This window comes from Novosphingobium taihuense, assembly GCF_007830315.1.
GTDB classification, from domain to species: Bacteria; Pseudomonadota; Alphaproteobacteria; order Sphingomonadales; family Sphingomonadaceae; genus Novosphingobium; species Novosphingobium taihuense.
Genome location: NZ_VLKJ01000004.1, coordinates 295550 through 318864 on the forward strand (window position 1 = coordinate 295550; position 23315 = coordinate 318864).

Genomic DNA, 23315 nt, shown 5'->3' on the forward strand with positions numbered 1-23315 from the left:
GCCCCGGACTAGGCCGGGCGCTTGGCATGCGCAATGGCGCTCATTCCCAAGGCTTCACTTCGCCCGGTTCCAGCCTGCGAATGGCCTCGAGCCTGCGCGCCTGACGGGTTTCGAGGCCAAGTGTCATCAGAGGCTGGGGGCGGTCAACGAACTGGCGCGGACTCATGCCGAACAGGGCGGTGAATTCGCGGATCAGGTGGCTCTGGTCGTAATAGCGCAGGGCGATTGCCTCGGCCTCGTCATGGTCTGCAACACCGCGCAAGTGGCTGGCCATGTCGAGTGCGCGCGCGCGTTTCAGCACCTGTTTGGGGGTGATGCCGAAATCGCGCCGGACGATCCGTTCAAGACGCCGCTGTTCGACGCCGAGGTCGCTTGCCAGCTTTGAGATGTTTACGGTGGGATCGGAGAAGGCGGCAGCCTCGAACCGTGCTGAAATCGGATCAGGCTCACGCACCGCGCGATCCGCGATCAGGCTGCGCATTTCGTGTTCCATGGCCTTGACCCAGTCTTCGGGCGAATCGGAAGGATGGAACAGGTTGAGCCAGCGATCTTCCGGCATTCCAAGATCGCTGAAGGTGGCGAGCCGGTCCGTCAGTTTTGCGATGTCAGGGCCGTTGAGAGCGTGGCAAACGCCAGGCCGGAGGAACACGCCGACACTGATGAAGCTGCCTGTAACGCTGATCGGCATGCGCTTCGAGTGCGGTCCGAACAGCATGACGGCGCGTTCGGACCGTTGCAGTCCGTCGGCGGTCAACGCCTCCCACTTTCCGCGTAACTGGATGCGAATGCTGGCAAAATCGCTGAGCAGTCCGCAATCGAGGCGGTGTTCAGGCGGAGCGCCGACAATCGTGACGTAGAACCGTCCCACCCATCGTTCGAGGTCAGCCGCTGGTGCGCGGCTGTAGGAGATCGGTTGACCGTCGCGCGTGGCGATCGGCGATACGATCGCTCTGTCGACCCCCGGCCTGTTGCTGCGACTCATTCCATGCCCCCTGGGTCTGTCCATGCACGGAACTTTAGCTGCCCCCAACTCGTCCATGCGTGTCGACCGTCACGCCCCCCTTAAATTTCCTATGCAGTCTTTGTCCAATGACGAATTACGTACTTCGGGTTGACCTTGTCCCGGAGGGAAGGGCAGAGCCGGGGCATGAAGCTGGAAAACGACATCGCACTCGCCATGCGCCTGGCCGACGCTGCTGCTGCAGCGATCCGCCCGCATTTCCGCACCGTTGCCGCCGAGCGCAAGGGCGATTCAACCCCGGTGACGCTGGCAGACCGCGCGGCCGAGGAAGCCATGCGCCGCATTCTCACCGCCGAAGTCCCGCGCGATACGATCATCGGCGAAGAATTCGGCTCGACGGCGGGAACGTCTGGCCGCAGCTGGGTGCTCGATCCGATCGACGGGACGGCGGGCTTCCTTGCCGGGCGGCCGATCTTTGGAACACTGATCGCGCTGGTGGTAGAAGGCTTTCCGGTTCTGGGCGTGCTGGACCAGCCGATCACCGGAGAGCGCTGGGTCGGTGCGATGGGCAAGCCGACCACGCTCAATGGCAAGCCGGTGCGCACGCGACTGTGCCGTGAGCTTTCCGACGCGACCTTGGCGACGACGGGGCCACACTACTTCGACGATCACGATGGCGGCCATTTCATGGGCCTTGCCGCCAAGACCGACCACAAGCGCATGGTCATGGGCGGCGACTGCTACAATTATGCGATGCTCGCGACCGGCCAGCTCGACGTTGTGTGCGAGGCGGGGCTCAAGCTGCATGACTGGGCAGCGCTCGTACCGATCGTCGAAGGGGCAGGCGGCACCATGGCAGATTGGAACGGCGATCCATTGCACGCCGGGTCCGATGGTCACGTGATCGCTCTGGGAGATCCGGCGCGGCTTGAGGACGTGGTCGAGGCGCTGGCCTGCGGGCACTGAGGGTATCGTGCGCGGCGTCTGGTTCTTCTTCTACGGGACGCTGACCGGGGACCACGACAATCCTGTGGCACAGCAGGTGATGCCGCTGATGCAAGGTGGGCAATGTGCGTCGTTGCGCGGTCGTTTGCGGGCTGTGCGCACGGGCGACGGATGGTATCCAGTTTTTCAGCAGGGGGCGGGCAGGGTAGTCGGGCGAATCTACCGCTCGGGTCGAAGCTTCAGTGCAAGGCAACTGCGCCTGCTGGATGCTTATGAGAACTTCGATCCGCGCTCCAGCGCCCGATCCGAATACCTGAGGAAAGCGCTGCGGGTGCGGATTGCGAGCGGCGGTTGGGTCATGGCGCAGGTCTATGTCCACAACCGGGCATGGCATCCGGGGCTGCCCGTCATCGCTGGTGGAGACTTTGCAGCGTTCCTGCGCAATCGCAGGCTTCGTGCGCTGGGTGCCGGGCTTGAAGGTGCCCGGCGGCGTTAGCGAACCAGCAGATCGACTTCCGACAGTTCGATTACCGGGACTTCCCACGGGTGTACATCCATGAGCGCAGCCAAGGACTCTGAGATATCGGCTCCGGCGTCTGCATAAGTCGTGAGAATTGCGGTCGGGGACAGGCTGCGCTCGCCCGAAGTGCCAAGCGTTGGTCTGGCAGCGGCGCCAGGCTGGAAGCTTTCCCAGCCTGGCGCAATCTCGCAGACACCCTTGTAGAGATCGAAATCGCCAAGCGGATTTTCGGCACGAATCACGGCCAGAATCGCAGCGGCGGTGGCATCACGCTCCAGCGTGGCTTGGTCCCCCGCAATCAGCGCGGCCAGGGTTTCAGCGGCGATCGGACAATGGATCTTCACCGCGATGGCGCGGCGGCGCTTCACAGGTTCGCCATCACAGGCCGGCCTTCAGCATCCAGTCGTGGAAAAGGCGCACCGGACGCGACTGCAGAGCGCGGGGACGGCAGACGAACCAGTAGGAATAGGGGCTGTCGACGTCGATGTCGTATAATCGGGCAAGACGCGAATCGTGGCTGCGATGGTAGTGGTCATCGTGCATGATCGCGATGCCAAGGCCTTGGGCTGCCGCCTCGAGGATAAGCTGGCCCGAATCGAAATGGTCGATCGCGGCGGGCTCCATCTTCTCAAGATGAAGCGCCTTCTTCCACGCCTCGAAACTTGCTGGCAGATCGTTATGCACGAGGAACGTCTGCTTCGAGAGCTTGGCCAGATCGGGGCGATCTCCGAGTTCGGCTGCCAGTTCGCGCGAGGTGATCGCGTGGACGCGGTTGTGATCGAGGCGGACCGAGTGGAGCGCAGCGTCAGGGCCCTCCGACAGGACGATGGCCGCGTCGATTGTGTCGCCCAGCTTGGTTTCTGCGGCATGGCCCGAGTCGATGTCGATATGAAGCTGAGGGTGAAGCTTGCGCAGTTCGCCAAGGCGCGGGAAAAGGCGCTGACTGCCAAAGAGCGGCAGCACGCCAAGACGCAGTCTCATGACCTTGCCGGTATCGATGAGGCGGTCGACCCGGTCTGACATCTCGTCGATCAGGGGCGCGACCGCTTCGTAAAGCTGCTGGCCTTCCTCGGTCAGCTTCAAGGCCTGATGCTTGCGCTCGAACAGGGGCTTGCCGACAAATTCCTCGAGCGCGCCGAGGCGGCGGGACAGGGCTGACGGGCTGAGTGCCAGTTCCGCCGCTGCCGTCTTGGCCGACCCTGCGCGCACGACGCGTATGAACGCCTCGAGCGAGCGCAGTGGGGGAAGGCGGCGGATCATCGTCTAGTCCTATTCTGCTTCAGTTTCTGCGGCCTGCGGCGCGTGGAGCCTGAGGCGGGTCAGGCGGCGTTCGTCGCCCCCTGTCACTTCCAGGAGCCATCCGCTGGCATGTTCGAGAACACGCCCGACTGGCGGCACTTCACCTGCCAGTACCACGGCAAGACCGCCGAGCGTATCCACGTCTTCCTCCACTTCCGCAAGCCTCGGATCGACCGTTTCCGCGACGTCATCGAGCTCTGCGCGCGCATCGGCATCCCAGGTGTCGGGATCGATCCGGCGCAGGAGTTCCTGAGGTGCATCGTCGTGCTCGTCCTCAATCTCGCCAATGATCTCCTCGACCAGGTCCTCGATGGTGATAATGCCATCGGTTCCCGAATACTCGTCGATCACCACGGCAAGGTGCGTACGGCGGCTGCGCATGTCGGCCAATACGTCAAGCGCGCCCCGTGCTTGCGGTACGAAAAGAGGCTGGCGCATCAACGAGGTCCAGTCCTTCGGGGGCTGCTTGCCCGAAAGGAGCATCCCCGCGACAATTGCGAACACGTCCTTCACGTGGATCATTCCCACGATCTCGTCGAGCGATTCGCCGTAGACTGGCATGCGGCTGTGGCCGTTTTCCGCAAAGGCGGCGACGAGTTCCTCGAACGAGGCTGCGGCCGGGATGGCGATGATCTCGCCCCGCGGGATGGCTACGTCATCAGCGTCGTGTTCACTGAAATGGAGCAGATTGCGCAGCATCTGGCGTTCGAGCGGAACAAGATCGCCGTTGCCTTTGCTGTGGTGATGTACCTCGCCCTCGTGTTCGTCGATTGCTTCTTCAATCTGCGCACGCAGCGACTGGTCGTGGTCGGGGCCCCGGAAGAAGGCCCTGATCGCGCGCCACAGCACGCGCCACAATGCGGGACTGCTACTGTCTCCGTCTCCCGAGCGGCTTTCGCCGGACGAGTCATTGCCCTCGGGCACTGTCTTATTCCCCCTGGTGGTCAGTCTTCGACCGCATATGGGTCGTCGATACCCATGAGCGCAAGCGCCTTCCGCTCCAGATTCTCCATTTCCTCGGCCTCGGCCTCGCCAAGCTCATGATCGTAGCCCGCCAGATGAAGCAGGCCGTGGACAACCAGGTGGGTGGCGTGAACTTCGACGCTCACGCCTTTCTCCGCCGCCTCGCGCGAGCAGACGCCATGGGCGAGGATGAGGTCACCAAGCATACCGGGTGCATCGGTGTCGCGCGCCGCGTGCAGCACTTCCTCGCGGCTGAGCATCGGGAAGGACAAGACGTTGGTTGGCTTGTCCTTGGCCCGCCACTGCTTGTTCAGGGCATGGACCTCCTCGTCATCGGCCATGACGAGGCTGACGAGGAGGTTTTCGTGCGCGAGTTCGGGCGCGATCTGTCCGGTTGCCTCAGCGGCACGATTGGCCAGTTCTTCCCAGTCTGTATCGTCTCCCCAGATCGGGTCGATGTCGATTTCGAGGATCGGTGCGCTCAACCGTCCTTCCCCTCATAGGCTTCGACGATGCGGCCGACGATGGGGTGGCGGACGACGTCGGCTGTATTGAACCGTACCGTGGCGATGCCGTCCACGCCTTCGAGGCGCTGCACCGCGTCGTTGAGGCCGCTTGCGCCGACTCCGCCGGGAAGATCGACCTGCTTGGGATCTCCACACACCACCATCCGGCTGTTCTGGCCGAAGCGGGTGAGGAACATCTTCATCTGGGCAGGTGTGGTGTTCTGCGCTTCGTCGAGGATCACGAAGGCATCAGCCAGCGTTCGTCCGCGCATGAAGGCGATCGGCGCGATCTCGATCTCCCCGCTGGCGATGCGACGTTCAACCTGTTCGGGCGGCATGCAATCGTACAGCGCGTCGTAGAGCGGACGCAGGTACGGATCGACCTTCTCCTTCATGTCACCCGGAAGAAAGCCCAGCCGCTCGCCAGCCTCTACGGCCGGACGCGAGAGGATTAGCCGCTGCACCGAGCCTGAAATGAGCTGCGCCACGGCCTGCGCGACGGCGACGTAGGTCTTGCCGGTGCCAGCCGGGCCAAGCGCAAAGATCACGTCATGGCTGATCAGCGCCTTCATGTACTCGATCTGCGTCGGGCTGCGCGGAATGATCGTTTTCTTGCGGGTGCGGATCATGATCGGCGGAGCACCACCCGGGGCGCCGGTGATGATACCTTCAAGCGTCGGCTCAACACTCATCGCGATGAGCGACTCGACCGCGCCGGCATCAAGTTCCTGACCCGAGAGAAGGCGCTGGTGCATTCCCTTGAGCACATCGCGCGCGCGCGCAACGGCATCGTCGGGCCCTTCGATCAGCACGCGGTTGCCGCGCGCCGATATGTAAACTCCAAGCCTGTTCTCGATTTGCACGAGATTGGTGTCGAACTGGCCGAACAGTGCGCCGAGCACGGTTTGTTCGTCGAACTCGACTTCGACCCGGGCGCGACGGTGTGGCGTTTCCGGGCGATGGTGCGCTTCGTCAGCGCGGTGGAGTTTCCGGGCCATGAGCTCCTTTCAGGGTTGGGGCCTGTGTAGAAGCATAGGAATGGATGTTGCGCGCACAAGACGTGCGGCAACTCTTTGCACAGCCCAATTAGACGAGTTGACCCGCCAGCGAGTTCGGGCCTGCTTCGACGAGCTTGACCGTGACCAATTGGCCGATCTCCGCGTTACCGGTGAAGTGCACCGACTGGAGCCAGGGCGACTTGCCCAACCACTGGCCGGGGTGCTTGCCTTTTCGTTCGACGAGAACCTCGCAGGTCTTGCCGACGCTGGCCTTATTGAACGCGAACTGGTCACGATTGAGCGCTGCCTGAAGGCGTTGCAGGCGCTCGTCCATCACGCTTACCGGCACATGGTCCGCCATCGTGGCCGCCGGCGTGCCGGGGCGGGCTGAATACTTGAAGCTGAAGGCTTGCGCGTAGCCGACGGCATCGACGAGTCGCAGCGTGTCTTCGAACTCGGCATCGGTCTCGCCGGGAAAGCCGACGATGAAATCGCCAGATAGCGCGATATCCGGCCGTTCGGCGCGGATTCGTTCCAGCACCTTGAGATAGCTCTCGACGCTGTGGCTGCGGTTCATTGCCTTGAGAATGCGGTCGTTTCCTGCCTGAACCGGCAAGTGCAGGAATGGCATCAGCTTGTCGAGTTCGCCATGGGCCGCGATCAGGCCGTCGGTCATGTCGTTGGGGTGGCTGGTGGTGTAGCGGATACGGGCGAGGTCTGGATCTGCTGCCAGCGTACGGGCCAGACCGTCGAGACCAATGGCTCGGCCCTTTTCGTCTTCGCCGGACCAGGCGTTGACGTTCTGACCCAGCAGCGTGATCTCACGCGCGCCTCCCGCAACCAGCAGCTTCGCTTCTTCGACCAAGTCGGCAAAGGGGCGGCTGATCTCGGCACCGCGAGTATAGGGCACGACGCAATACGTGCAGAACTTGTCGCAACCTTCCTGCACCGTGAGAAAAGCTGTTGGCCCGGACTTGCGGCGCTTGGGCAGGGCTGCGAACTTCGCTTCGGCCGGCATGTCGGTTTCGGTCGCGCGCTTGCCCGAGGCGGCTTCGGCGACCATTTCGGGAAGGCGATGGTACGACTGCGGGCCGACGACGACCTTCACGCTTGGCGCGCGAGACATGATTTCCTCGCCCTCGGCCTGCGCGACGCAGCCTGCGACTGCGATCAGTGGCGCCGAACCGTCTTCACGGCGCAGGCGGCCGATGTCTGAATAGACCTTTTCGGTGGCCTTTTCGCGGATGTGGCAGGTGTTGAGTACCACAAGATCGGCGTCCTCGCCCTCTGCGGCTGCCGACATGCCATCGGCTGCGAGCAGTTCGGACATGCGCTCGCCGTCATAGACGTTCATCTGGCAGCCGAAGCTCTTGACGCGGAATGTCTTGGGGGCAGGGGTGGTGGCCATGGGCCGCGCCGATAGTGGATTTGCGGCCCTTTGTCTAACGCAGCGCGCTCATCGCGGTGAGGATACGGTCGCGTGCGGCGACGGCCATGGTCTTGCGGCTGGTCGTTTCCTGTGGCGTCAAAGGTGGCAGGAAATGCACGGTGACCGGTAGACCGCGCTTCCGGGCCAGGATCTTGAGGAAATTGTCCAGACCATGCTCCTCACCGACCCAGGCCATGGCCGCCACGTTCGGTCCGTAATCCACCCAGACCGGCTGGATCGCGATGCCTGGCGGTGGTGGGTCGAGTGCGGAGAGCAGCGAGGACTTGAACGGCAGCAAGCCATTGCCGTCACTGGTGGTGCCTTCGGGGAAGACGGTAAGCGCGCCGGTATCGGTAAGCGCGGCGCGCACCATTTCTACCTGCGCATGGACCGAGCGGCGATCGTGGCGGGCGACGAAGACCGTGTCATTCATCTCGCAAAGCCACTTGAGCAGACCGATATCGGCCAGGCCGGAATGTGCGACGAAGGCGCTCCCGCTTGCCCCGGCGATAACGGGAATGTCCAGCCAGCTGACATGGTTGGACAGAAGAAAGGCGCCACCTTTGACCTTTTCGCCGGACAGTCGGACGCGCGCTCCTGCGACGCGAGCAATGCTGCCGAGGAACAGGCGGGGCCAAGGATTGCGAAGACGCAGTATGCGCCAGACGTAGTAAAGCGGCACGCAGCCCAGCAGAAGCAACAGCATAGCGCCAATGCGCAAGGAAATGCGCAGTCGTCCGGCCAGCGAAAACGCCGGACGCGGCACCGCTTCAGCCGTCGCGTTCAAGTTTGACGCCGTAAAGCTCCATGCGGTGATCGACGAGGCGATAGCCCAGTTTCTCGGCAATCTGGCGCTGGAGTTGTTCAAGCTCGGGGTCGACGAACTCGATCACCTTGCCGGTCTCGACATCGATCAGATGGTCGTGGTGCGCTTCAGGCGTGGCTTCATAGCGGGCGCGGCCATCACCGAAATCGTGGCGATCAAGGATGCCTGCTTCCTCGAACAGGCGCACCGTGCGGTAGACCGTGGCGATCGAAATGCGCGGGTCGATCGAACTTGCGCGCTCGTGCAGCTTTTCGACATCAGGGTGATCATCGCTCTCGGACAGGACGCGCGCGATCGTGCGGCGCTGGTCCGTTATGCGCAGGCCACGTTCTGCGCAGAGAGCTTCAATGTCGATCGCCTGGTGCAAGGTGAACTCTTCAAGAAAGGATCGGCCCGCCGATCTATAGACCGGCGGGCCAAATCTTCAACCGCACGCAAACGTATTGCGCACAGCTCTCGTCACTTCAGCCGACGACCTCAGGCCGCAGCAGGCTTGCGACCGCGCTTGGGTGCGGGCTTGCGACCGAGGCCGATCTTCTTGGCCAGTTCGCGGCGCTTTTCGGCATAGGCAGGTGCGACCATCGGATAGTCAGCCGGCAGGTTCCAGCGGGCACGGTACTGATCCGGGGTCATGTTGTAGCGCGTGGCGAGGTGACGCTTGAGCATCTTCAACTTCTTGCCGTCTTCAAGACAGACGATGTGATCGTTCTTGATAGAAGAGCGGATCGAAACTGCAGGCTCTGGCGCAGGCTCTTCAGCCACCACCGGCTTTTCGAGACCGGCAAGCGCGGTGTAGACATTGGAGATGAGCGTGGGGAGATCGCTTACAGCAACGCTATTGTTGCTCACGTGTGCCGCGACGATGTCGGACGTCAGGGTGATCAGGGTCTCCCGCATATCATTCTGAATTTCACTCATTGCGCACAGCTTTCTGTTTTGATCGTTTAGGGACTCGAAGGGACTGATAACTTGCTAGGTGATCCAGATCACCTTCTATAGTCCAACTGCGTCCGGATACAACCGTTTCTGGGATGAAATTTTAATCCGGCATAGCTTTGTCACAGATCACACAAGTATCTGGTCAATCGTCGAAAGTCAGTTCCTGACTGATCGCATCGATCCGAGCGCCACCCGGCGTGCGATAGTAAGCTGGTCTTAACCCGATTTCCCTAAATCCATGTGCCGCATACAGAAATCCCGCTGGATTATCGCGACGCATCTCAAGGAAAACCCGGCTCATACCTCCGGATCGCGCGGTGGAAATGAACCTCGCAAGCAACTGGTGACCCAATCCTCTCCGACGATATTGGGGCGCAATTGCGAAAAGAAGTAGTTCTTCTTCATCCAGAACGGCACGACTCATGAAGAATCCAGCCGTTTCAGAGCTAGTTTCGCAGTCCTCGGCACCGTCCGGAGAAATCAGGCCATAGCGACAATTGCCTAGCAATAATGCATCGCTGACCTGTCTGCGATTCCATGCCTCGCCGTATTCGGCCGGAAAGGCTTGCCCCATCACCGCCATGATCCGGTCGATATCGTCGGCTGGAGGGATCATCTTTGCTCGTGAGGCTGGGGATCAGGCTGCTGACGGAAGGCGCGCATCCGGAGCGCGACCGTAGCTGGGTCGGGGGTCATCATGAAATGCTCCGGCGGCCAGCAACGGAACGCACCGCGCATCGGGGCGCAAGTCCAGCGCGATCACGCCGGTGCGTGCTGCGCAAAGCGCGAGAGCCTGGCTGCCGGCAACGACTGGAGCTGACGAGCGTTCGATCGCTGCTTCCGGTGTCAAGGACGCCAGAGGCGCAAGCGGTGTGCCATCTTGCGCGAAGGGCTGAAAGAACCATTCTCCGTGACCGCCTGTCATACAGACATCGACCGGATGGTCGGGGTGCTCGGCGAGAGCCATGGCTGCAATAAGCGTGAGACTCTCATAACCCTCGAGCTGCGCGCCCCACGCCAGCGCCAGGGCGCGGGCGGCAGCAAGGCCCACGCGAATCCCGGTAAAGCTGCCCGGGCCAATGTCGACGGCAATGACGGCGGCGCGGCCTTTGTCCGGCAGTTCCGCGATCATCGGTACGAGGCGCTCTGCATGGCCACGGCCAAGAACTGCGTGCGTCCCCGACACGAGCGAGCCATTCTCGATCAACGCAACGGAGCAGGCCTCGGTCGCGCAGTCGATCACGAGTTTGCGCATGGGTGCGCGATCAGGCGGCGCGCACTTCGCTGACTTCGGGGACGTAGTGCTTCAAGAGGCTCTCGATCCCGTTCTTCAGCGTCGCGGTGGAAGACGGGCAGCCCGAGCAGGCACCCTGCATTTGCAGATAGACCACGCCTTCGCGGAAGCCGCGATAGATGATGTCGCCACCATCGTTGGCAACGGCAGGTCTGACGCGGGTTTCGATCAGATCCTTGATCTGCTCGATCACGTCGGCATCGGCCGGATCGTCGTCAAACCGTTCGTCGGCCTCGGCGGGGACTGCTATGCCTGCGGCCGTCCCACCTGTGAACAGGGGGGCCTGCGAAACGAAGTGGTCGAGAAGGATCGAGAGCACCTGCGGCTTCAGGCTGGCCCATTCGACGCCCGGCGCTGCCGTCACTGCAACGAAATCACGACCGAAGAGGACACCGGTCACGTCTCCAAGATCGAACAGCGCCTGAGCGAGGGGCGAAGCCTCGGCGGCCTCTGGCGAGGTGAACTCGCGCGTGCCGGTCGCCATGACCTGCTCGCCGGGGAGGAACTTGAGCGTCGCGGGGTTGGGCGTGGTTTCGGTCTCGATGAACATGATTCGCATGTAGGGTGATCACGGGGCTGGTCAAGGGCCGGAAAGGGGCCGGCTCGACCGGTTTGCGTGACCATCGAATGCAATTTCGGCCAAACGGTCCATGGCGCAAGCGGCTGTCGGACGCTAAGGCGGTGGGATGATCACGACCGCACGCGCGCTGAGCCGCTTCGCTTCTGCCCTTTTCCTTTGCGCCGCGAGCGCTCCGCTGGCGCTCGCGGCTACGCCGCCAAAGCCCACGCCCAAGCCGGTCGCGCCCTCGGCCGTGGCCATCCCGATGCCCCTGAACCCGGTCGTTGCGCCTGCTCAGCGTCTGTGCACGGCCAAGACAGCCAGCGGCCTTGGCACGATGGTGCTCAAGGCAGCAGACGGCGCCAAGCCGGCCAAGGGCGATTTCGCGCTGGTGAACTACGTCGGGTATCTTTCTGCCAATGGCGAAGTGTTTGATCAGGGCATGCAGGCTGCATTCCCGGTAGACGGCGTAATTCCCGGTTTCTCCGAAGGCCTGCAACTGACGGCCAAGGGCAGCACGATGCGCCTGTGCGTTCCTGCGGCGCTTGGTTACGGCGCGGAAGGTTCAGGTCCCATCGGTGCGAATGCCGATCTGGTGTTCCAGGTCGAGTTGGTGGACTTCAAGACAGCTGCCGAAGTGGAGGCAATGCGTGCCGCGCAGGCGGCTGCACAGGCTACTCCCCCAGTGCAGTCTGCACCGCAGCAGTAACGGGTCTATTCACTGGTCCTTCATCAGAAGGCTTCCTATAGTCGGGCAATGCAATCCCGTAACACGCGCGCCCGGCGCTTTGGCCTGTTCCTCTCCCTCCTGCTCGTCTCGGCGGCACCTGTTGTCGCCGAGGCTCCTGCAAAAGCCCCGGCGACCGCCGCAAAGGCTGCGGTGCCATGGCTCTACAAGGGCTCTGACGTTCCGCAGGACAAGGCGTGGACGTTTGGCGTCCTGCCCAATGGCATCCGCTATGCCGTATCCCACAATGGCGTGCCGCCCGATCAGGTTTCGATCCGCGTGCTGGTCGATGCAGGCTCCATGTACGAGACCGAGCCGCAACGCGGCTATGCGCACCTTATCGAGCACCTGACCTTCCGCGAATCCAAATATCTCAAGGAAGGTGAGACGATTCCGACCTGGCAGCGCCTTGGCGCGACGTTCGGCAGCGATACCAACGCCGAAACCAGCCCGACGCAGACTGTCTACAAGCTCGACATCCCCAACGCGACTTCCGAAAAGCTGGATGAGACGTTCAAGCTGCTCTCCGGAATGGTCACCGCCCCGATCTTTACCGATCACGGCGTCAAGACCGAGGTGCCGATCGTGCTCGCCGAAATGCGCGAGCGGACCAGCCCGCAGTCTCGCGTACTCGACCAGACGCGGGACCTGTTCTTCAAGGGCCAGCTTCTGGCTTCGCGCAACCCCATCGGCACGGTGCAAACGCTTGAGGCGGCCGATGCGGCGGCGGTCAAGGCTTTCCACGACAAGTGGTATCGTCCCGACAACACGGTGATCGTCGTAGCGGGCGATGCCGACCCGGCAGCGCTGGTCGCGCGGATCGAGCAGTGGTTCGGCGGCTGGAAGGCCACCGGCAAGAAACCGCTCCAGCCCGATTTCGGCAAGCCCATCGCGCCTGCAGGGATCGATCCAAAGAACCCGGTCGGCGAGTCCAAGGTGTTGGTCGAACCGGACCTCCCGCGTCTGGTGAACTGGGCGATCTTGCGGCCTTGGAAGAAGGTAAACGATACCATCGCGTACAATCAGGGGCTGATGGTGGACCGCTTGGCCCTGGCCCTAATCAATCGGCGGCTCGAGGCGCGGGCGCGTGGCGGCGGTAGCTATCTGGTCGCTTCGGTCGACGAGATGAAGCAGGAGCTTTCGCGGTCTGCCGACGCCACGATCGTGACCGTCACGCCGCTGAGCGAAGACTGGAAGAGCGCCGTGACCGATGTTCGCTCGGTCATCGCCGATGCGCTTGCCACCCCGCCTTCGCAGGAAGAGATCGACCGCGAAGTTGCCGAATTCGAGGTGGCGTTCAAGGTCTCGGTAGAAACGCAATCGACGATCGCAGGATCGAAGGCCGCTGACGACATCGTCAACGCCGTCGACATTCGCGAGACGGTGGCGAACCCCGATACCGTCTATGACATCTTCAGGCGCTCTATCCCGCTGTTCAAGCCCCAAGCCGTGCTCGAACATACCCGCAGCCTGTTCCAGGGCACCGTAATCCGCCCGATGATGATCACGCCCAAGGCAGGGGAGGCCGACGAGGCTTCGCTGCGCGCGACGCTCACGGCGCCCGTGAAGGCTGCGTCCGAGAGCCGCGTCGCGGCAAACGCGCTCAAGTTCTCGGATCTGCCGCCCGTAGGAACGCCCGGTACGGTCGCGACGGCCCGCCCGATCGGGCTGCTCGGCATCGAACAGATCGAGCTTTCAAACGGCGTGCGTGTGCTGCTCTGGCCCAACGATGCCGAGCCCGGACGCATCATCGTCAAGGCGCGCTTCGGTGGTGGCTATGCCGCAATCCAGCCGCAGGATGCCGTCTATGGTCCGTTGGGCGAAGTCGCGCTGATGGACAGCGGCATCGGCACGCTGGGGCGTGACGACCTTGACCGACTGGCTACCGGGCGCAAGCTCAGCCTCGATTTCGACATCGACGATACCGCCTTCGTGCTCTCGGCAGACACTCGCCCTGCCGACCTTGCCGACCAGCTTTACCTGATGGCGGCGAAGCTCGGCATGCCGCGCTGGGATGCCAATCCGGTGCTGCGCGCCAAGGCTGCGGCCAAGCTGCAGTATGAAAGCTACAATTCCTCGCCCACCGCGGTGCTGAACCGTGATCTCACCTGGTTGCTGCGCGATGGCGACCCCCGCTATGCCACGCCCAATCCGGCGGAACTTGACCGGGTCACGCCTGAAGGCTTCCGCAAGACGTGGGAGCCCTTGCTGGCACAGGGGCCGATCGAGATTGACATGTTCGGCGATTTTACGCGCGAACAGGCACTGGCGGCGCTGGAGAAAACCTTCGGCGCCCTGCCTGCGAGAGCACAGGCAACGGCGCAGAGCCTTGCACCGAACATTCCCGCGCACAATGTTGAGCCGCTGGTGCTGACCCATCGCGGCGATCCGTCGCAGGCGGCAGCTGTCGTCGCCTGGCCTACCGGCGGCGGTCAGGCAGGCGTGCGCGAAAGTCGTCAGCTCGAGATCCTTGCCCAGATCTTCAACAATCGCCTGTTCGATGCGATGCGCGAGAAGGTGGGTGCCAGCTATGCGCCGCAGGTCGGATCGAGCTGGCCGCTGGACCTGCCGTCCGGTGGCTACATTTCGGCCATGGTCCAGCTACGTCCCGGCGATTTCGAGACGTTCTTCGCCTCGGCTGACAAGATCGCTGCCGACCTTGCCGCCACGCCGCCGACGGCCGACGAGATCGGCCGCGTGACCGAGCCGCTCAAGCAACTCATCACGCGCGCCAGTACCGGGAATGGCTTCTACATGTTCCAGCTGGAAGGCGCGGCTTATGATCCGCGAAAGATCGCTGCGATCAGAACGATCCTCAATGACTACAGCCAGACAACGCCAGAGCGGATGCAGGCACTTGCGCAAAAGTACCTGAAGCAGGACAAGAGCTGGCGTCTGGAAGTGGTACCGGAGAAACGCTGAGTTAGCAGGCGGTTTGGCGATTGCTTGCGCCGCTCAGACCCGGCCCGACGTTACGGTCATCGCGTGCGATAACCGCAGCCTGCTCGTGAATGGTGATCGGCTTGACGAACATCGTTCCGAACAGGCCGCGGTACTCGTACCAGACTTCGGCAACCATGACCGCGCTTTTGTTTGGAGAAGTGATGGTCTTGCCGCCCAGTGAGATGCCGGGTGCGATTCGTGCCAGCGCACTGCCAGTCTGATCGGGTTTGCCGTGGGAAGAGTTCTGCCTTCCTGCTCCCATGCACTGTTGCCAATGGATGTACTGACGCCCGGTCACCGGGTGCACTTCCAGACTGGAAAGGATGACGCGTCCGTTGTCCGCCAGCGCGATGTTCTCGCCTTCCTGTAGCGCTCCTTTGAGTACCGACTCCACGTCGCTTGTGGTTATGGTCGGGGTGACGCCGCTGTTGTCGGTCTGGCCAAGGCGCGAGGCATTGTCAGCAAGGGCCAAGGCGACTTGGCTGGCTTCCATTGCTGCCGCATTCATCCAGGCGATCTCTGCCCCGTACATGCCCAGAGTCATGAACAAGGGCACGACCAGCGCGAACTCTGTTGTCGAAACAGCGTCGCGGTTTTTGATCAACTTACGCAACGGCTCAGTAAGACGGCTCATGGACAACTCCCGGCCGCAGCCCCGTAGCTCGTCTGATTGCCAAAAGGCTGGTTCTTGGTAACGGCGGTTGCCGTAAGAGTCCGATCGCCCCAGAGTTTCGGCAGCAGGGGCACCCGAAAGACGGGCTTGAAGGTCGCGGTAACCTTGTAGACGATCACGTCATTGGCTGAGCCGGAGCTGTCCTTTTGCCCGACATCCTGGTCCCACTGCCCGTTCCGGTTCTCGTCGGTATAGGTCTCGCCCGCGTCGCAAACCGCGTTTGCGTTCTTGTCGTTCCACTTTTCCGCACGGCCCACGTCGGCAAAGTCGTAATAGCTCGTGCGGCTTGTCTTGATGGTTACGCCGGGCAGGACCGGTTTGATGGCGTCGAGAACCGAAGCGTCAGCTTCGCTCGTGTTGCGGGTTTCCAGTGATGCGCTGCGGGCCGCGCGGTGGACCGCACCGGTCAGCACCGACTTGCCGTAGACCATCTGACCCACGTCCATGATGCCGAGAAGCAGCATCAGGAAAAGCGGCACGACGATGGCAAACTCGACGATCGTCGCGCCTTCCCTGTCTTCGATGAGGCGGCGAGCAATCATTGAACCACCCGCAGTTCGCCTACCTGCTTGGCGATAGCCTGAAAGGCTGCGTCAAGCTGGCTTGCGTTGGCGGCAGTGAAAGCGCTGTCGGTTGAGGAGCACGTCTGCAGTTCGGGCGTCATGGCCTGAGCAAAGGCAATGACCCACACGCGGATACCCTTGGCCTTTACCGCTTCGCACAACGCAAGAAAGCGAGAGTTGTGGCGCGCCGTATCCTCACTGTGTCCGTCTTCCGTAATCCGCCGGTCATGATACTCGATCCCCCAAGCCGACTGGATCGAATAGCTTGGTGCCATCTCCCCGTCGGTCATGAAGATGATGTGCCGCGACACCTCACCTCCATTTGCAGGCGGATCTCGAACAACGCTCGACCACATGCCATCGGGGGAGGCTAGGCGAGCACCCCACACCATGCCGATGTCATGATAGGTCCCGCCTTCGGGCACCAGCGAATCTGCAAAGGCGTTGAACGCGCTGCTGTTCATCGTTGCCAGCAGCCGCGCTGCGGTCGGGCAGTAGGAACCTGCCTGCAGTCCCGTCGGAGACGGCATTGCGCTGTTCATGTAAACCACGCCGCTGTACGTCACCGTTCTGATGTATGCGACGTTCGGCCACATCGGCGCCCATTTGCTCGAAGTGGAACTGTCGGGTGCCGCATCGATCTCGAGGTCTTGGGCGCCTGCCGGGTTGAAGCCGCCTAGCGACGACCAGGTGAAACTGGGTTCGGAAACGGTGGATCGTTCTTCGATGCACCCTTTCCAGGTCGACGATACGGAAGCACCGTTTTCGCCAGTTGGGGTGGAAACCGACTCGAAATTCTTGAATCGGCTCGTGTCATAGGTAACGGGGCGGTACTCCCAGCGGTCGAAGACCTGTGACGTGGTGTAGATGGGATCCGCAGTCGTCGTTGTCGTGGTAACCGAGTTGCGGCTACCTGTGCGGGACTGAACCCGGAAGTAGAGGATTTGCCACGAGCATTGATAGAAAGTCGCGGTCTGCGGCTGAGTGACTACGGTCGTTACAACCTGCTGCCCTGATGAGTTCGTCGTGGTTGTGGATGTGGTCGTCGCGCTTCCGGAATTGGCCCACGCCGTATCTGCAGGCTTGGCGGCATTGCACGAGGTCGTTGTCAGGTATGTGGACGATCCGAAGTTGGCCCAGAGTGAATAAGTGGGGGAGGTAGTCGTCGTCGACGAGGACCCTGCTGTCGGGGTGCCGTAACCCGTCAGTGTCTGCACCGATCGATAGATCGCCTTGCGCGACTGGATCGTCCAGCTGTCGACAAGGTAGTTGGGATCCAGATTGCGCAGCAGTGCCCCGACGTTAACCGACGAACTGTAAGGCACGAAGCCATAGCGGACACGGGCATTCGTGCCTGACAGGGCGTTCTCGACCGTACTGTAGAAGTTCTTCATCGCGACGCGCAGCGCCTCGATCCGGGTCTGCGAACTTCCGGCCAGCAGAGAACTCATCGATCCTGTGGTATCGAGCACCATCATGATGTCGCTGTTGCCGACACCCATCGAAGCCGTGCAGCTCACGCTCAGCTCGAACCCCGGAAACCCGAACAACTGCATCATCAAGGGTGGAAGCGAAGTCGTCGCCACCGCATCGATGGTACCGCCCTTGTCTGCCGATGAAGGCACGAAGGTTGTATCGTGCGAATCCTGATGGGCCTCATCGAAGTTTGCGAAGAAGTAGTTGTCGGCCTGGGCCTTTGCCGTTGCATCGAAGCCGTTGGTCGTCACGGCACGACGTCCGGCAAGGACGCCGGCGTCACACGCCGCCTGCAGTCTCGTCTGCGTTCGCCAGGCCCGGCTTATGTCGATTGCTCCGCCGATCAGCGCTGCCACGGCAAAGATCGCCATGGCCGAAAGCGGCAGGATGTTCCCTGTCCGGCTTCGGGCAAGAGCGGTCAGGAAACGGCGGAGGGCAAGCATTGGGTGGGAAGCCTGTGGTGGAAGTGCAGGGTTAACAGACCGTCCACCAAGAGATTCTCATGCACCTGATAAGGAAAGTTCCTTAGCGCGGCCGTCCTGCTTCATCGGGAAGTTCGATTGCCGTGAACGCAACCCTTCCTTTGCATTTCTTGCGCGCCGGGCGTATGGGGCCGCCTCTTGAAAGGAAGAGCAAGTGGCACAGAACTGGACTGCGGATTCGTGGCGCGGATATGAAGGACGGCATCTGCCGACCTATCCTGACGCCGAAAAGCTGAACGAGGTCGAGAAGACCCTGACGAGCTTTCCGCCGCTGGTCTTTGCTGGCGAAGCCCGTGCACTGAAGGCTGATCTCGCCCAAGTGGCGGCGGGCAAGGGTTTCCTGCTCCAGGGCGGAGATTGCGCCGAGAGCTTCGCCGAATTCCATCCGAACAACATTCGCGACACGTTCCGCGTGCTGCTGCAGATGGCCGTCGTGCTGACGTTCGCCAGCAAGCAGCCCGTGGTGAAGGTCGGTCGCATGGCCGGCCAGTTCGCCAAGCCGCGCTCCTCGCCGGTCGAGAAGGTTGGTGATGTCGAACTGCCGAGCTACCTCGGCGACAACATCAACGGCATTGATTTCACCCCGGAATCGCGCATCCCTGATCCTGAGCGCATGCTGCGCGCCTACAGCCAGGCCGCGGCGACGCTCAACCTGCTGCGTGCATTCTCGACCGGCGGCTATGCCAATCTTCGTCAGGTCCATCAGTGGACGCTCGACCACATCGGCAAGAGCCCTTGGGCAACCAAGTTTGCCGAAATGGCCGACAAGATCGGTGAATCGCTCGACTTCATGGAAGCCTGCGGCGTCGATCCGCGCACAGTGCCTCAATTGCAGGGCACCAGCTTCTATACCAGTCACGAAGCGTTGCTGCTGCAGTACGAAGAGGCCATGACACGTCAGGATTCCCTGACCGGCGAATGGTACGATACCAGCGCCCACATGCTGTGGATCGGCGATCGCACCCGTTTCGAAGGTTCGGCCCACGTCGAGTACCTGCGGGGCGTGCAGAATCCGATCGGCATGAAGTGCGGACCATCGCTCACGCCCGATGCCCTGCTCAAGATGCTGGATACGCTCAACCCCGGTCGCGAACCCGGACGCATGACGCTCATCAGCCGTTTCGGGCACGACAAGGTTGAAGCGGGCCTTGCGCCGCTGGTCCGCGCGGTGAAGCGTGAGGGTCACCCGGTCGTGTGGTCGTGCGATCCGATGCATGGCAACGTGATCAAGGCCGACAACGGCTACAAGACGCGTCCGTTCGACCGTATCCTGACCGAAGTGAAGGGCTTCTTCGCGGTGCATCGCGCTGAAGGCACCCACGCGGGCGGCATTCACATCGAGATGACCGGCCGTGATGTGACCGAATGCACCGGTGGTGCCGTGGCGATCACGCAGGAAGGTCTGGCTGACCGCTATCACACCCACTGCGACCCGCGCCTCAATGCGGCGCAGTCGATCGAACTGGCGTTCCTGCTTGCCGAAGCACTCAATGCAGAGCGGGCAGGGGCCAAGGCCGAAGCTGCCTGATCCGTCGGGTTACATGAATGAGAAAGGCTCCGGCAGCGGTCTGCTTCCGGAGCCTTTTTCGTTTGCTTGACACACTTTCCGGGCGGGTAAGGTCAGGCCCCCGCCTTGATCGCAAAGCTCATCGCCAGTTCCGCAAGCGGCCGCACCCGCTCCGACATGGCCTTGGCATGGGCGCTTGATGCCGTGCCATCGATCACGCGCTTCTTTATCCCCTGAATGATTCCTGCGAGTCGGAAGAAGTTATAGGCGATGTACCAATCGAGGTTCGGAAGTCCGTCCCGGCCCGTCTTTTCGCAATAGCGGGCAACGACTTCATCCAGCTCCGGAATGCCAAGCGCCTTGCGGTCAAGGTCCTGCACGCCCGAGCGGCCTGCGTTGTCCTGCACCCACGCGGTGCAGAAGTAGGTGAAATCTGCCAGCGGATCGCCAAGGGTCGAAAGCTCCCAGTCGAGGACAGCGACAACCCGTGCCTCGCTCGGATGGAAGATCATGTTATCGATGCGATAGTCGCCATGGACCACGCTGGTTCGCGTCTGCTCGGGCAGAGTGGCGGGAAGCCACTCGATGAGCCGCTCCATCTCGGGCATAGCCTCGGTTTCCGACAGACGATACTGCTTGGTCCAGCGATCAACCTGCCGCCCGAAGTAGTTGCCTGGCTTCCCATAATCGGAAAGGCCCGCAGCCTCGACATCCACCGAATGCAATTCCGCCAGCGTGTCGATCATCGCATCATAGGTCGCGCGCCGGAATTCGGGCGTGGCACCCGGCATCGCACCGTCCCAGATCGTGCGTCCATCAACGCAGCCCATCACATAGAACCACGATCCGATGACGGTATCGTCCGTGCACAGGCCGTATTGTCGTGCGACCGGGAAGCCAGTGGTCGAAAGACCTGCCTGCACCTTGTATTCCCGGTCCACCGCATGGGCGGAAGGCAGCAGCTTTCCGAAGGGCTTGCGGCGCAGCACATAGGGTCCGGAAGGACTGTCGATCCTGTAGGTGGGGTTCGACTGGCCACCTTTGAACTTCGAGACCGTGAGCGGGCCCGTGAAGCCATCGACATGCTCTTCGAACCAGCGGGTCAGGCTGGCATCGTCAAGCTTGTCGGTCCCCTCAGGCGCAACCGTGCCGGTGAAAGCTGTCTGCGCGTCCATAGCCCCCTCGCTCATTGGTCAAACACGATGACCGAGCGGGCAGAATGGCCCTGCTTCATCTTCTCGAAGCCCTCGTTGATGCCCGAAAGCGGAATGCGCTCGGCAATGATCGTGTCGAGATCGAGCAACCCGCGCATGTAGAAGTCGACCAGCCGCGGCAAGTCCACCGGGAAGTGGTTGCCGCCCATGATCGCGCCCTGCACCTTCTTGCTGGCCAACAGGTCCATCGCCGAGAGGCCGACCTTGTGATTGAGCGGCATCATACCGAGGATTGTGGCCGTGCCGCCCCGGCGGAGCGAGGCAACCGCAAGATCCCCCGATGCGGGACGGCCAACGGCCTCGATGGCGTGATGCACGCCCCCCTTGGTCATCTCGACGATTTCCTTTGCGGCGTCCGGCCCGGCGTCGATCGCGTCGGTCGCGCCAAGCTTCAGAGCAAGCGCTCTCTTTTCGGGCATGGGATCGACGGCGATGATCCGTCCGGCACCGGCAATCTTGGCGGCGTTGACCGTGGCCAGCCCGACACCGCCGCAGCCTACCACGCAGATCGTCTCGCCGGGGGTCAGCTTGGCAGCGTTGAAAACGGCGCCTGCGCCCGTCGTCACAGCGCAACCGATCACTGCGGCACGGTCCAATGGCATGTCGGGGGTGATGGCGACGCAGGCATGCTCGTGCACCAGCATCTGCTCGGCAAAGGCAGAAAGATTGAGCATCTGGTTGACGGTGCTGCCGTCGTCCGTTCGGGTCAGGCGAGGGGGCTGGCCTGCCCCGCGCCGCGTGTCTCCGCCAAGGCAAAGCGACATCCGGCCTGTGACGCAGAACTCGCAATGCCCGCAGAACGCGGAGAGGCAGGTGACCACCGCATCACCCACCTTGACCGTGCGCACTTCGGAACCGACTGCCTCGACGATGCCCGCAGCCTCATGACCAGGCACAGCGGGAAGGGGATGCGGATAGGCCCCGTCGATGAAGTGAAGGTCCGAGTGACAGAGGCCGCAGGCTGCGGTGCGGATCAGCACTTCATGCGGGCCGGGTTTCGAGACGGTGAGGTCGTGAAGCTCGAGCGGCTTTCCGGGTTCGACGAGTACGGCGGCTTTCATCGCTGCAGTCCTGTATTTTGCTGCTCCCCCGCGCCTAAGCTGCATAGGGGCGGGGGCCGCAGTCAGTTTGCTGTTGGGTTCCGTAACAACAGCGAAGTCCCCGCCTGCGCAGGGACGCCACAGTGTTAGTGCTATCTGGCAACGCCCAGATCGCCCGAGCTGAAGCCCTTGTCCCCGGACGGCATATCGGAATGGCGGGCGAACTCGATGCGCGCGATCGCACGGGCGTGAACCTCGTCCGGACCGTCGGCCAGACGCAGAGTGCGTTGGTGGGCATAGGCTTCGGCAAGACCGAAATCTTCCGAAACGCCGCCACCGCCGTGGGCCTGGATTGCATCGTCGATGATCCGCAGCGCCATGTTCGGAGCCTGCACCTTGATCATCGCGATCTCGAGCGCTGCCGACTTGTTGCCAACCTTGTCCATCATGTCGGCCGCCTTGAGGCAGAGCAGGCGGGTCATCTCGATGTCGATGCGGGCCTGCGCGATGCGCCATTCCCAGATCGACTGGTCGGCCACGCGCTTTCCGAACGCGATGCGCGATTGCAGCCGCTTTGCCATCTTGGCGATTGCTTCCTCGGCCACGCCGATCGTGCGCATGCAGTGGTGGATGCGGCCCGGCCCGAGGCGGCCCTGCGCGATCTCGAACCCGCGACCTTCACCCAGCAGGATGTTGGACGCAGGCACACGCACGTTGTTCATCGCCACTTCCATGTGGCCATGCGGCGCATCGTCATAGCCGAATACCGGCAGATGGCGGACCACCTCGACGCCCGGCGCGTCCAGCTCCATCAGCACCATCGACTGCTGCTGGTGGCGCTTCGCCTCGAAGTCGGTCTTGCCCATGACGATGGCGATCTTGCAGCGCGGATCGCCGACGCCCGAAGACCACCACTTGCGCCCGTTGATCACATACTCGTCGCCTTCACGGCGGATCGATGTCTCGATGTTGGTCGCGTCAGACGAAGCAACGGCCGGTTCGGTCATCAGGAATGCCGAGCGGATTTCGCCGTTCATCAGCGGGCGCAGCCAGCGCTCCTTCTGCTCAAGCGTGCCGTAGCGGTGGAACACTTCCATGTTGCCGGTATCGGGCGCGGAACAATTGAACACCTCACTCGCCCAGCCGATGCGGCCCATTTCCTCTGCGCAAAGGGCATATTCGAGGTTGGTCAGGCCCGGACCCTCGAACTCGAACGTGTCTTCCACGTGATGATGCCCGCCATTGCGTGGCGGCATGAACAGGTTCCAGATTCCGGCGGCCTTGGCCTTGGCCTTCTCCTGCTCGACCGTCTGCAGAACTTTCCAGCGTTCACCGGTGGCCTGCTCGGCCTTGTAGTCCTTGTGGCGGGGGCGGACGTTGTTCTCGATGAATTGGCGGACGCGGTCACGCCAGTACTTCTGGCGGTCGGTCGGTTCGAAATCCATGGGCCT

24 protein-coding genes are annotated in these 23315 nt (G+C 62.4%); 5 read left to right on the forward strand and 19 right to left on the reverse strand.

What is annotated here, in order from left to right:
- Nucleotides 1-40: 40 nt before the first annotated feature.
- Complete coding sequence (locus IQ25_RS10805; RefSeq protein ID WP_144905613.1) at nucleotides 41-982, reverse strand: helix-turn-helix domain-containing protein; 942 nt, start codon at nucleotides 980-982, stop codon at nucleotides 41-43.
- A gap of 165 nt (nucleotides 983-1147) precedes the next feature.
- On the opposite strand from IQ25_RS10805, the gene IQ25_RS10810 reads away from it, so the two are divergent.
- Together IQ25_RS10810 and IQ25_RS10815 are read left to right on the forward strand one after the other, a co-directional pair.
- Nucleotides 1148-1927 carry an inositol monophosphatase family protein gene (locus IQ25_RS10810; protein WP_144905615.1) on the forward strand — a complete coding sequence of 260 codons (780 nt, stop codon included), beginning with the start codon at nucleotides 1148-1150 and terminating at the stop codon, nucleotides 1925-1927.
- Nucleotides 1928-1934: 7 nt separating this feature from the next.
- Entirely contained in the window at nucleotides 1935-2402 is a 468-nt protein-coding gene (locus IQ25_RS10815; protein ID WP_158637731.1) for a gamma-glutamylcyclotransferase family protein, read from the forward strand.
- Here the strand turns inward: IQ25_RS10815 and IQ25_RS10820 are convergent.
- The 12 genes from IQ25_RS10820 to IQ25_RS10875 form a co-directional block, all read right to left on the reverse strand.
- Nucleotides 2399-2794, reverse strand: a complete 396-nt coding sequence (locus IQ25_RS10820; RefSeq protein ID WP_258537007.1) for a hypothetical protein — start codon at nucleotides 2792-2794, stop codon at nucleotides 2399-2401. The two genes, IQ25_RS10815 and IQ25_RS10820, sit on opposite strands and share 4 nt — an antisense overlap.
- A 10-nt stretch (nucleotides 2795-2804) precedes the next feature.
- Entirely contained in the window at nucleotides 2805-3686 is an 882-nt protein-coding gene (locus IQ25_RS10825) for a LysR substrate-binding domain-containing protein (RefSeq protein WP_144905619.1), read from the reverse strand.
- Between the two features lie 9 nt (nucleotides 3687-3695).
- Nucleotides 3696-4649 (reverse strand): CBS domain-containing protein, encoded by a 954-nt coding sequence (locus tag IQ25_RS10830; RefSeq protein WP_144905621.1) that lies wholly within the window; start codon nucleotides 4647-4649, stop codon nucleotides 3696-3698.
- A 20-nt stretch (nucleotides 4650-4669) separates the two neighbouring features.
- Entirely contained in the window at nucleotides 4670-5173 is a 504-nt protein-coding gene (gene ybeY, locus IQ25_RS10835; protein WP_144905623.1) for an rRNA maturation RNase YbeY, read from the reverse strand.
- Nucleotides 5170-6192, reverse strand: a complete 1023-nt coding sequence (locus IQ25_RS10840) for a PhoH family protein (protein WP_144905625.1) — start codon at nucleotides 6190-6192, stop codon at nucleotides 5170-5172. The genes ybeY and IQ25_RS10840 overlap by 4 nt, the downstream gene beginning before the upstream one ends.
- Nucleotides 6193-6280: 88 nt before the next feature.
- Nucleotides 6281-7600, reverse strand: coding sequence for a tRNA (N6-isopentenyl adenosine(37)-C2)-methylthiotransferase MiaB (miaB, locus tag IQ25_RS10845; protein WP_144905627.1), 1320 nt, complete (start codon nucleotides 7598-7600; stop codon nucleotides 6281-6283).
- A 34-nt stretch (nucleotides 7601-7634) separates the two neighbouring features.
- Nucleotides 7635-8408, reverse strand: coding sequence for a lysophospholipid acyltransferase family protein (locus IQ25_RS10850; protein WP_246415491.1), 774 nt, complete (start codon nucleotides 8406-8408; stop codon nucleotides 7635-7637).
- Nucleotides 8392-8814: a Fur family transcriptional regulator gene (locus IQ25_RS10855; protein WP_144905629.1), complete on the reverse strand. Its 423-nt coding sequence runs from the start codon at nucleotides 8812-8814 to the stop codon at nucleotides 8392-8394. The genes IQ25_RS10850 and IQ25_RS10855 overlap by 17 nt, the downstream gene beginning before the upstream one ends.
- A 110-nt stretch (nucleotides 8815-8924) precedes the next feature.
- Complete coding sequence (locus IQ25_RS10860) at nucleotides 8925-9365, reverse strand: MucR family transcriptional regulator (RefSeq protein WP_144905631.1); 441 nt, start codon at nucleotides 9363-9365, stop codon at nucleotides 8925-8927.
- A gap of 163 nt (nucleotides 9366-9528) precedes the next feature.
- Nucleotides 9529-10002, reverse strand: a complete 474-nt coding sequence (locus IQ25_RS10865; protein ID WP_144905633.1) for a GNAT family N-acetyltransferase — start codon at nucleotides 10000-10002, stop codon at nucleotides 9529-9531.
- A 21-nt stretch (nucleotides 10003-10023) separates the two neighbouring features.
- A complete protein-coding gene (gene tsaB / locus IQ25_RS10870) occupies nucleotides 10024-10641 on the reverse strand; it encodes a tRNA (adenosine(37)-N6)-threonylcarbamoyltransferase complex dimerization subunit type 1 TsaB (protein WP_144905636.1) in 618 nt (205 codons plus the stop codon).
- A 10-nt stretch (nucleotides 10642-10651) separates the two neighbouring features.
- Nucleotides 10652-11230 carry a NifU family protein gene (locus tag IQ25_RS10875; protein WP_144905831.1) on the reverse strand — a complete coding sequence of 193 codons (579 nt, stop codon included), beginning with the start codon at nucleotides 11228-11230 and terminating at the stop codon, nucleotides 10652-10654.
- Nucleotides 11231-11366: 136 nt separating this feature from the next.
- Between IQ25_RS10875 and IQ25_RS10880 the strand changes: the two genes are divergently transcribed.
- Both IQ25_RS10880 and IQ25_RS10885 read left to right on the forward strand, forming a co-directional pair.
- On the forward strand, nucleotides 11367-11948 hold the full coding sequence (locus IQ25_RS10880; RefSeq protein ID WP_144905638.1) for an FKBP-type peptidyl-prolyl cis-trans isomerase: 582 nt from the start codon (nucleotides 11367-11369) through the stop codon (nucleotides 11946-11948).
- Nucleotides 11949-11996: 48 nt separating this feature from the next.
- The gene (locus IQ25_RS10885) at nucleotides 11997-14888 is read left to right on the forward strand and encodes a M16 family metallopeptidase (protein ID WP_144905640.1); all 2892 of its coding nucleotides are present in this window, start codon (nucleotides 11997-11999) and stop codon (nucleotides 14886-14888) included.
- A 1-nt stretch (nucleotide 14889) separates the two neighbouring features.
- Here IQ25_RS10885 and IQ25_RS10890 read toward each other — a convergent pair whose 3' ends face one another.
- The 3 genes from IQ25_RS10890 to IQ25_RS10900 are packed head-to-tail and all read right to left on the reverse strand — an operon-like array spanning nucleotide 14890 to nucleotide 18064.
- On the reverse strand, nucleotides 14890-15543 hold the full coding sequence (locus tag IQ25_RS10890) for a TadE/TadG family type IV pilus assembly protein (protein ID WP_144905642.1): 654 nt from the start codon (nucleotides 15541-15543) through the stop codon (nucleotides 14890-14892).
- Nucleotides 15540-16124: a TadE/TadG family type IV pilus assembly protein gene (locus tag IQ25_RS10895; protein ID WP_144905644.1), complete on the reverse strand. Its 585-nt coding sequence runs from the start codon at nucleotides 16122-16124 to the stop codon at nucleotides 15540-15542. The genes IQ25_RS10890 and IQ25_RS10895 overlap by 4 nt, the downstream gene beginning before the upstream one ends.
- The gene (locus IQ25_RS10900) at nucleotides 16121-18064 is read right to left on the reverse strand and encodes a pilus assembly protein (RefSeq protein WP_144905647.1); all 1944 of its coding nucleotides are present in this window, start codon (nucleotides 18062-18064) and stop codon (nucleotides 16121-16123) included. The genes IQ25_RS10895 and IQ25_RS10900 overlap by 4 nt, the downstream gene beginning before the upstream one ends.
- A gap of 193 nt (nucleotides 18065-18257) precedes the next feature.
- Here IQ25_RS10900 and IQ25_RS10905 point away from each other — a divergent pair, with 193 nt between their 5' ends.
- Nucleotides 18258-19631, forward strand: a complete 1374-nt coding sequence (locus IQ25_RS10905) for a class II 3-deoxy-7-phosphoheptulonate synthase (protein ID WP_144905649.1) — start codon at nucleotides 18258-18260, stop codon at nucleotides 19629-19631.
- A gap of 92 nt (nucleotides 19632-19723) precedes the next feature.
- Here the strand turns inward: IQ25_RS10905 and IQ25_RS10910 are convergent, their stop codons facing one another.
- The 3 genes from IQ25_RS10910 to IQ25_RS10920 form a co-directional block, all read right to left on the reverse strand.
- Entirely contained in the window at nucleotides 19724-20785 is a 1062-nt protein-coding gene (locus IQ25_RS10910; protein ID WP_144905651.1) for a phosphotransferase family protein, read from the reverse strand.
- 11 nt (nucleotides 20786-20796) lie between these two features.
- Nucleotides 20797-21885 (reverse strand): Zn-dependent alcohol dehydrogenase, encoded by a 1089-nt coding sequence (locus IQ25_RS10915; RefSeq protein ID WP_144905653.1) that lies wholly within the window; start codon nucleotides 21883-21885, stop codon nucleotides 20797-20799.
- Between the two features lie 131 nt (nucleotides 21886-22016).
- Nucleotides 22017-23309: an acyl-CoA dehydrogenase family protein gene (locus IQ25_RS10920; protein ID WP_144905655.1), complete on the reverse strand. Its 1293-nt coding sequence runs from the start codon at nucleotides 23307-23309 to the stop codon at nucleotides 22017-22019.
- Nucleotides 23310-23315 lie beyond the last annotated feature (6 nt).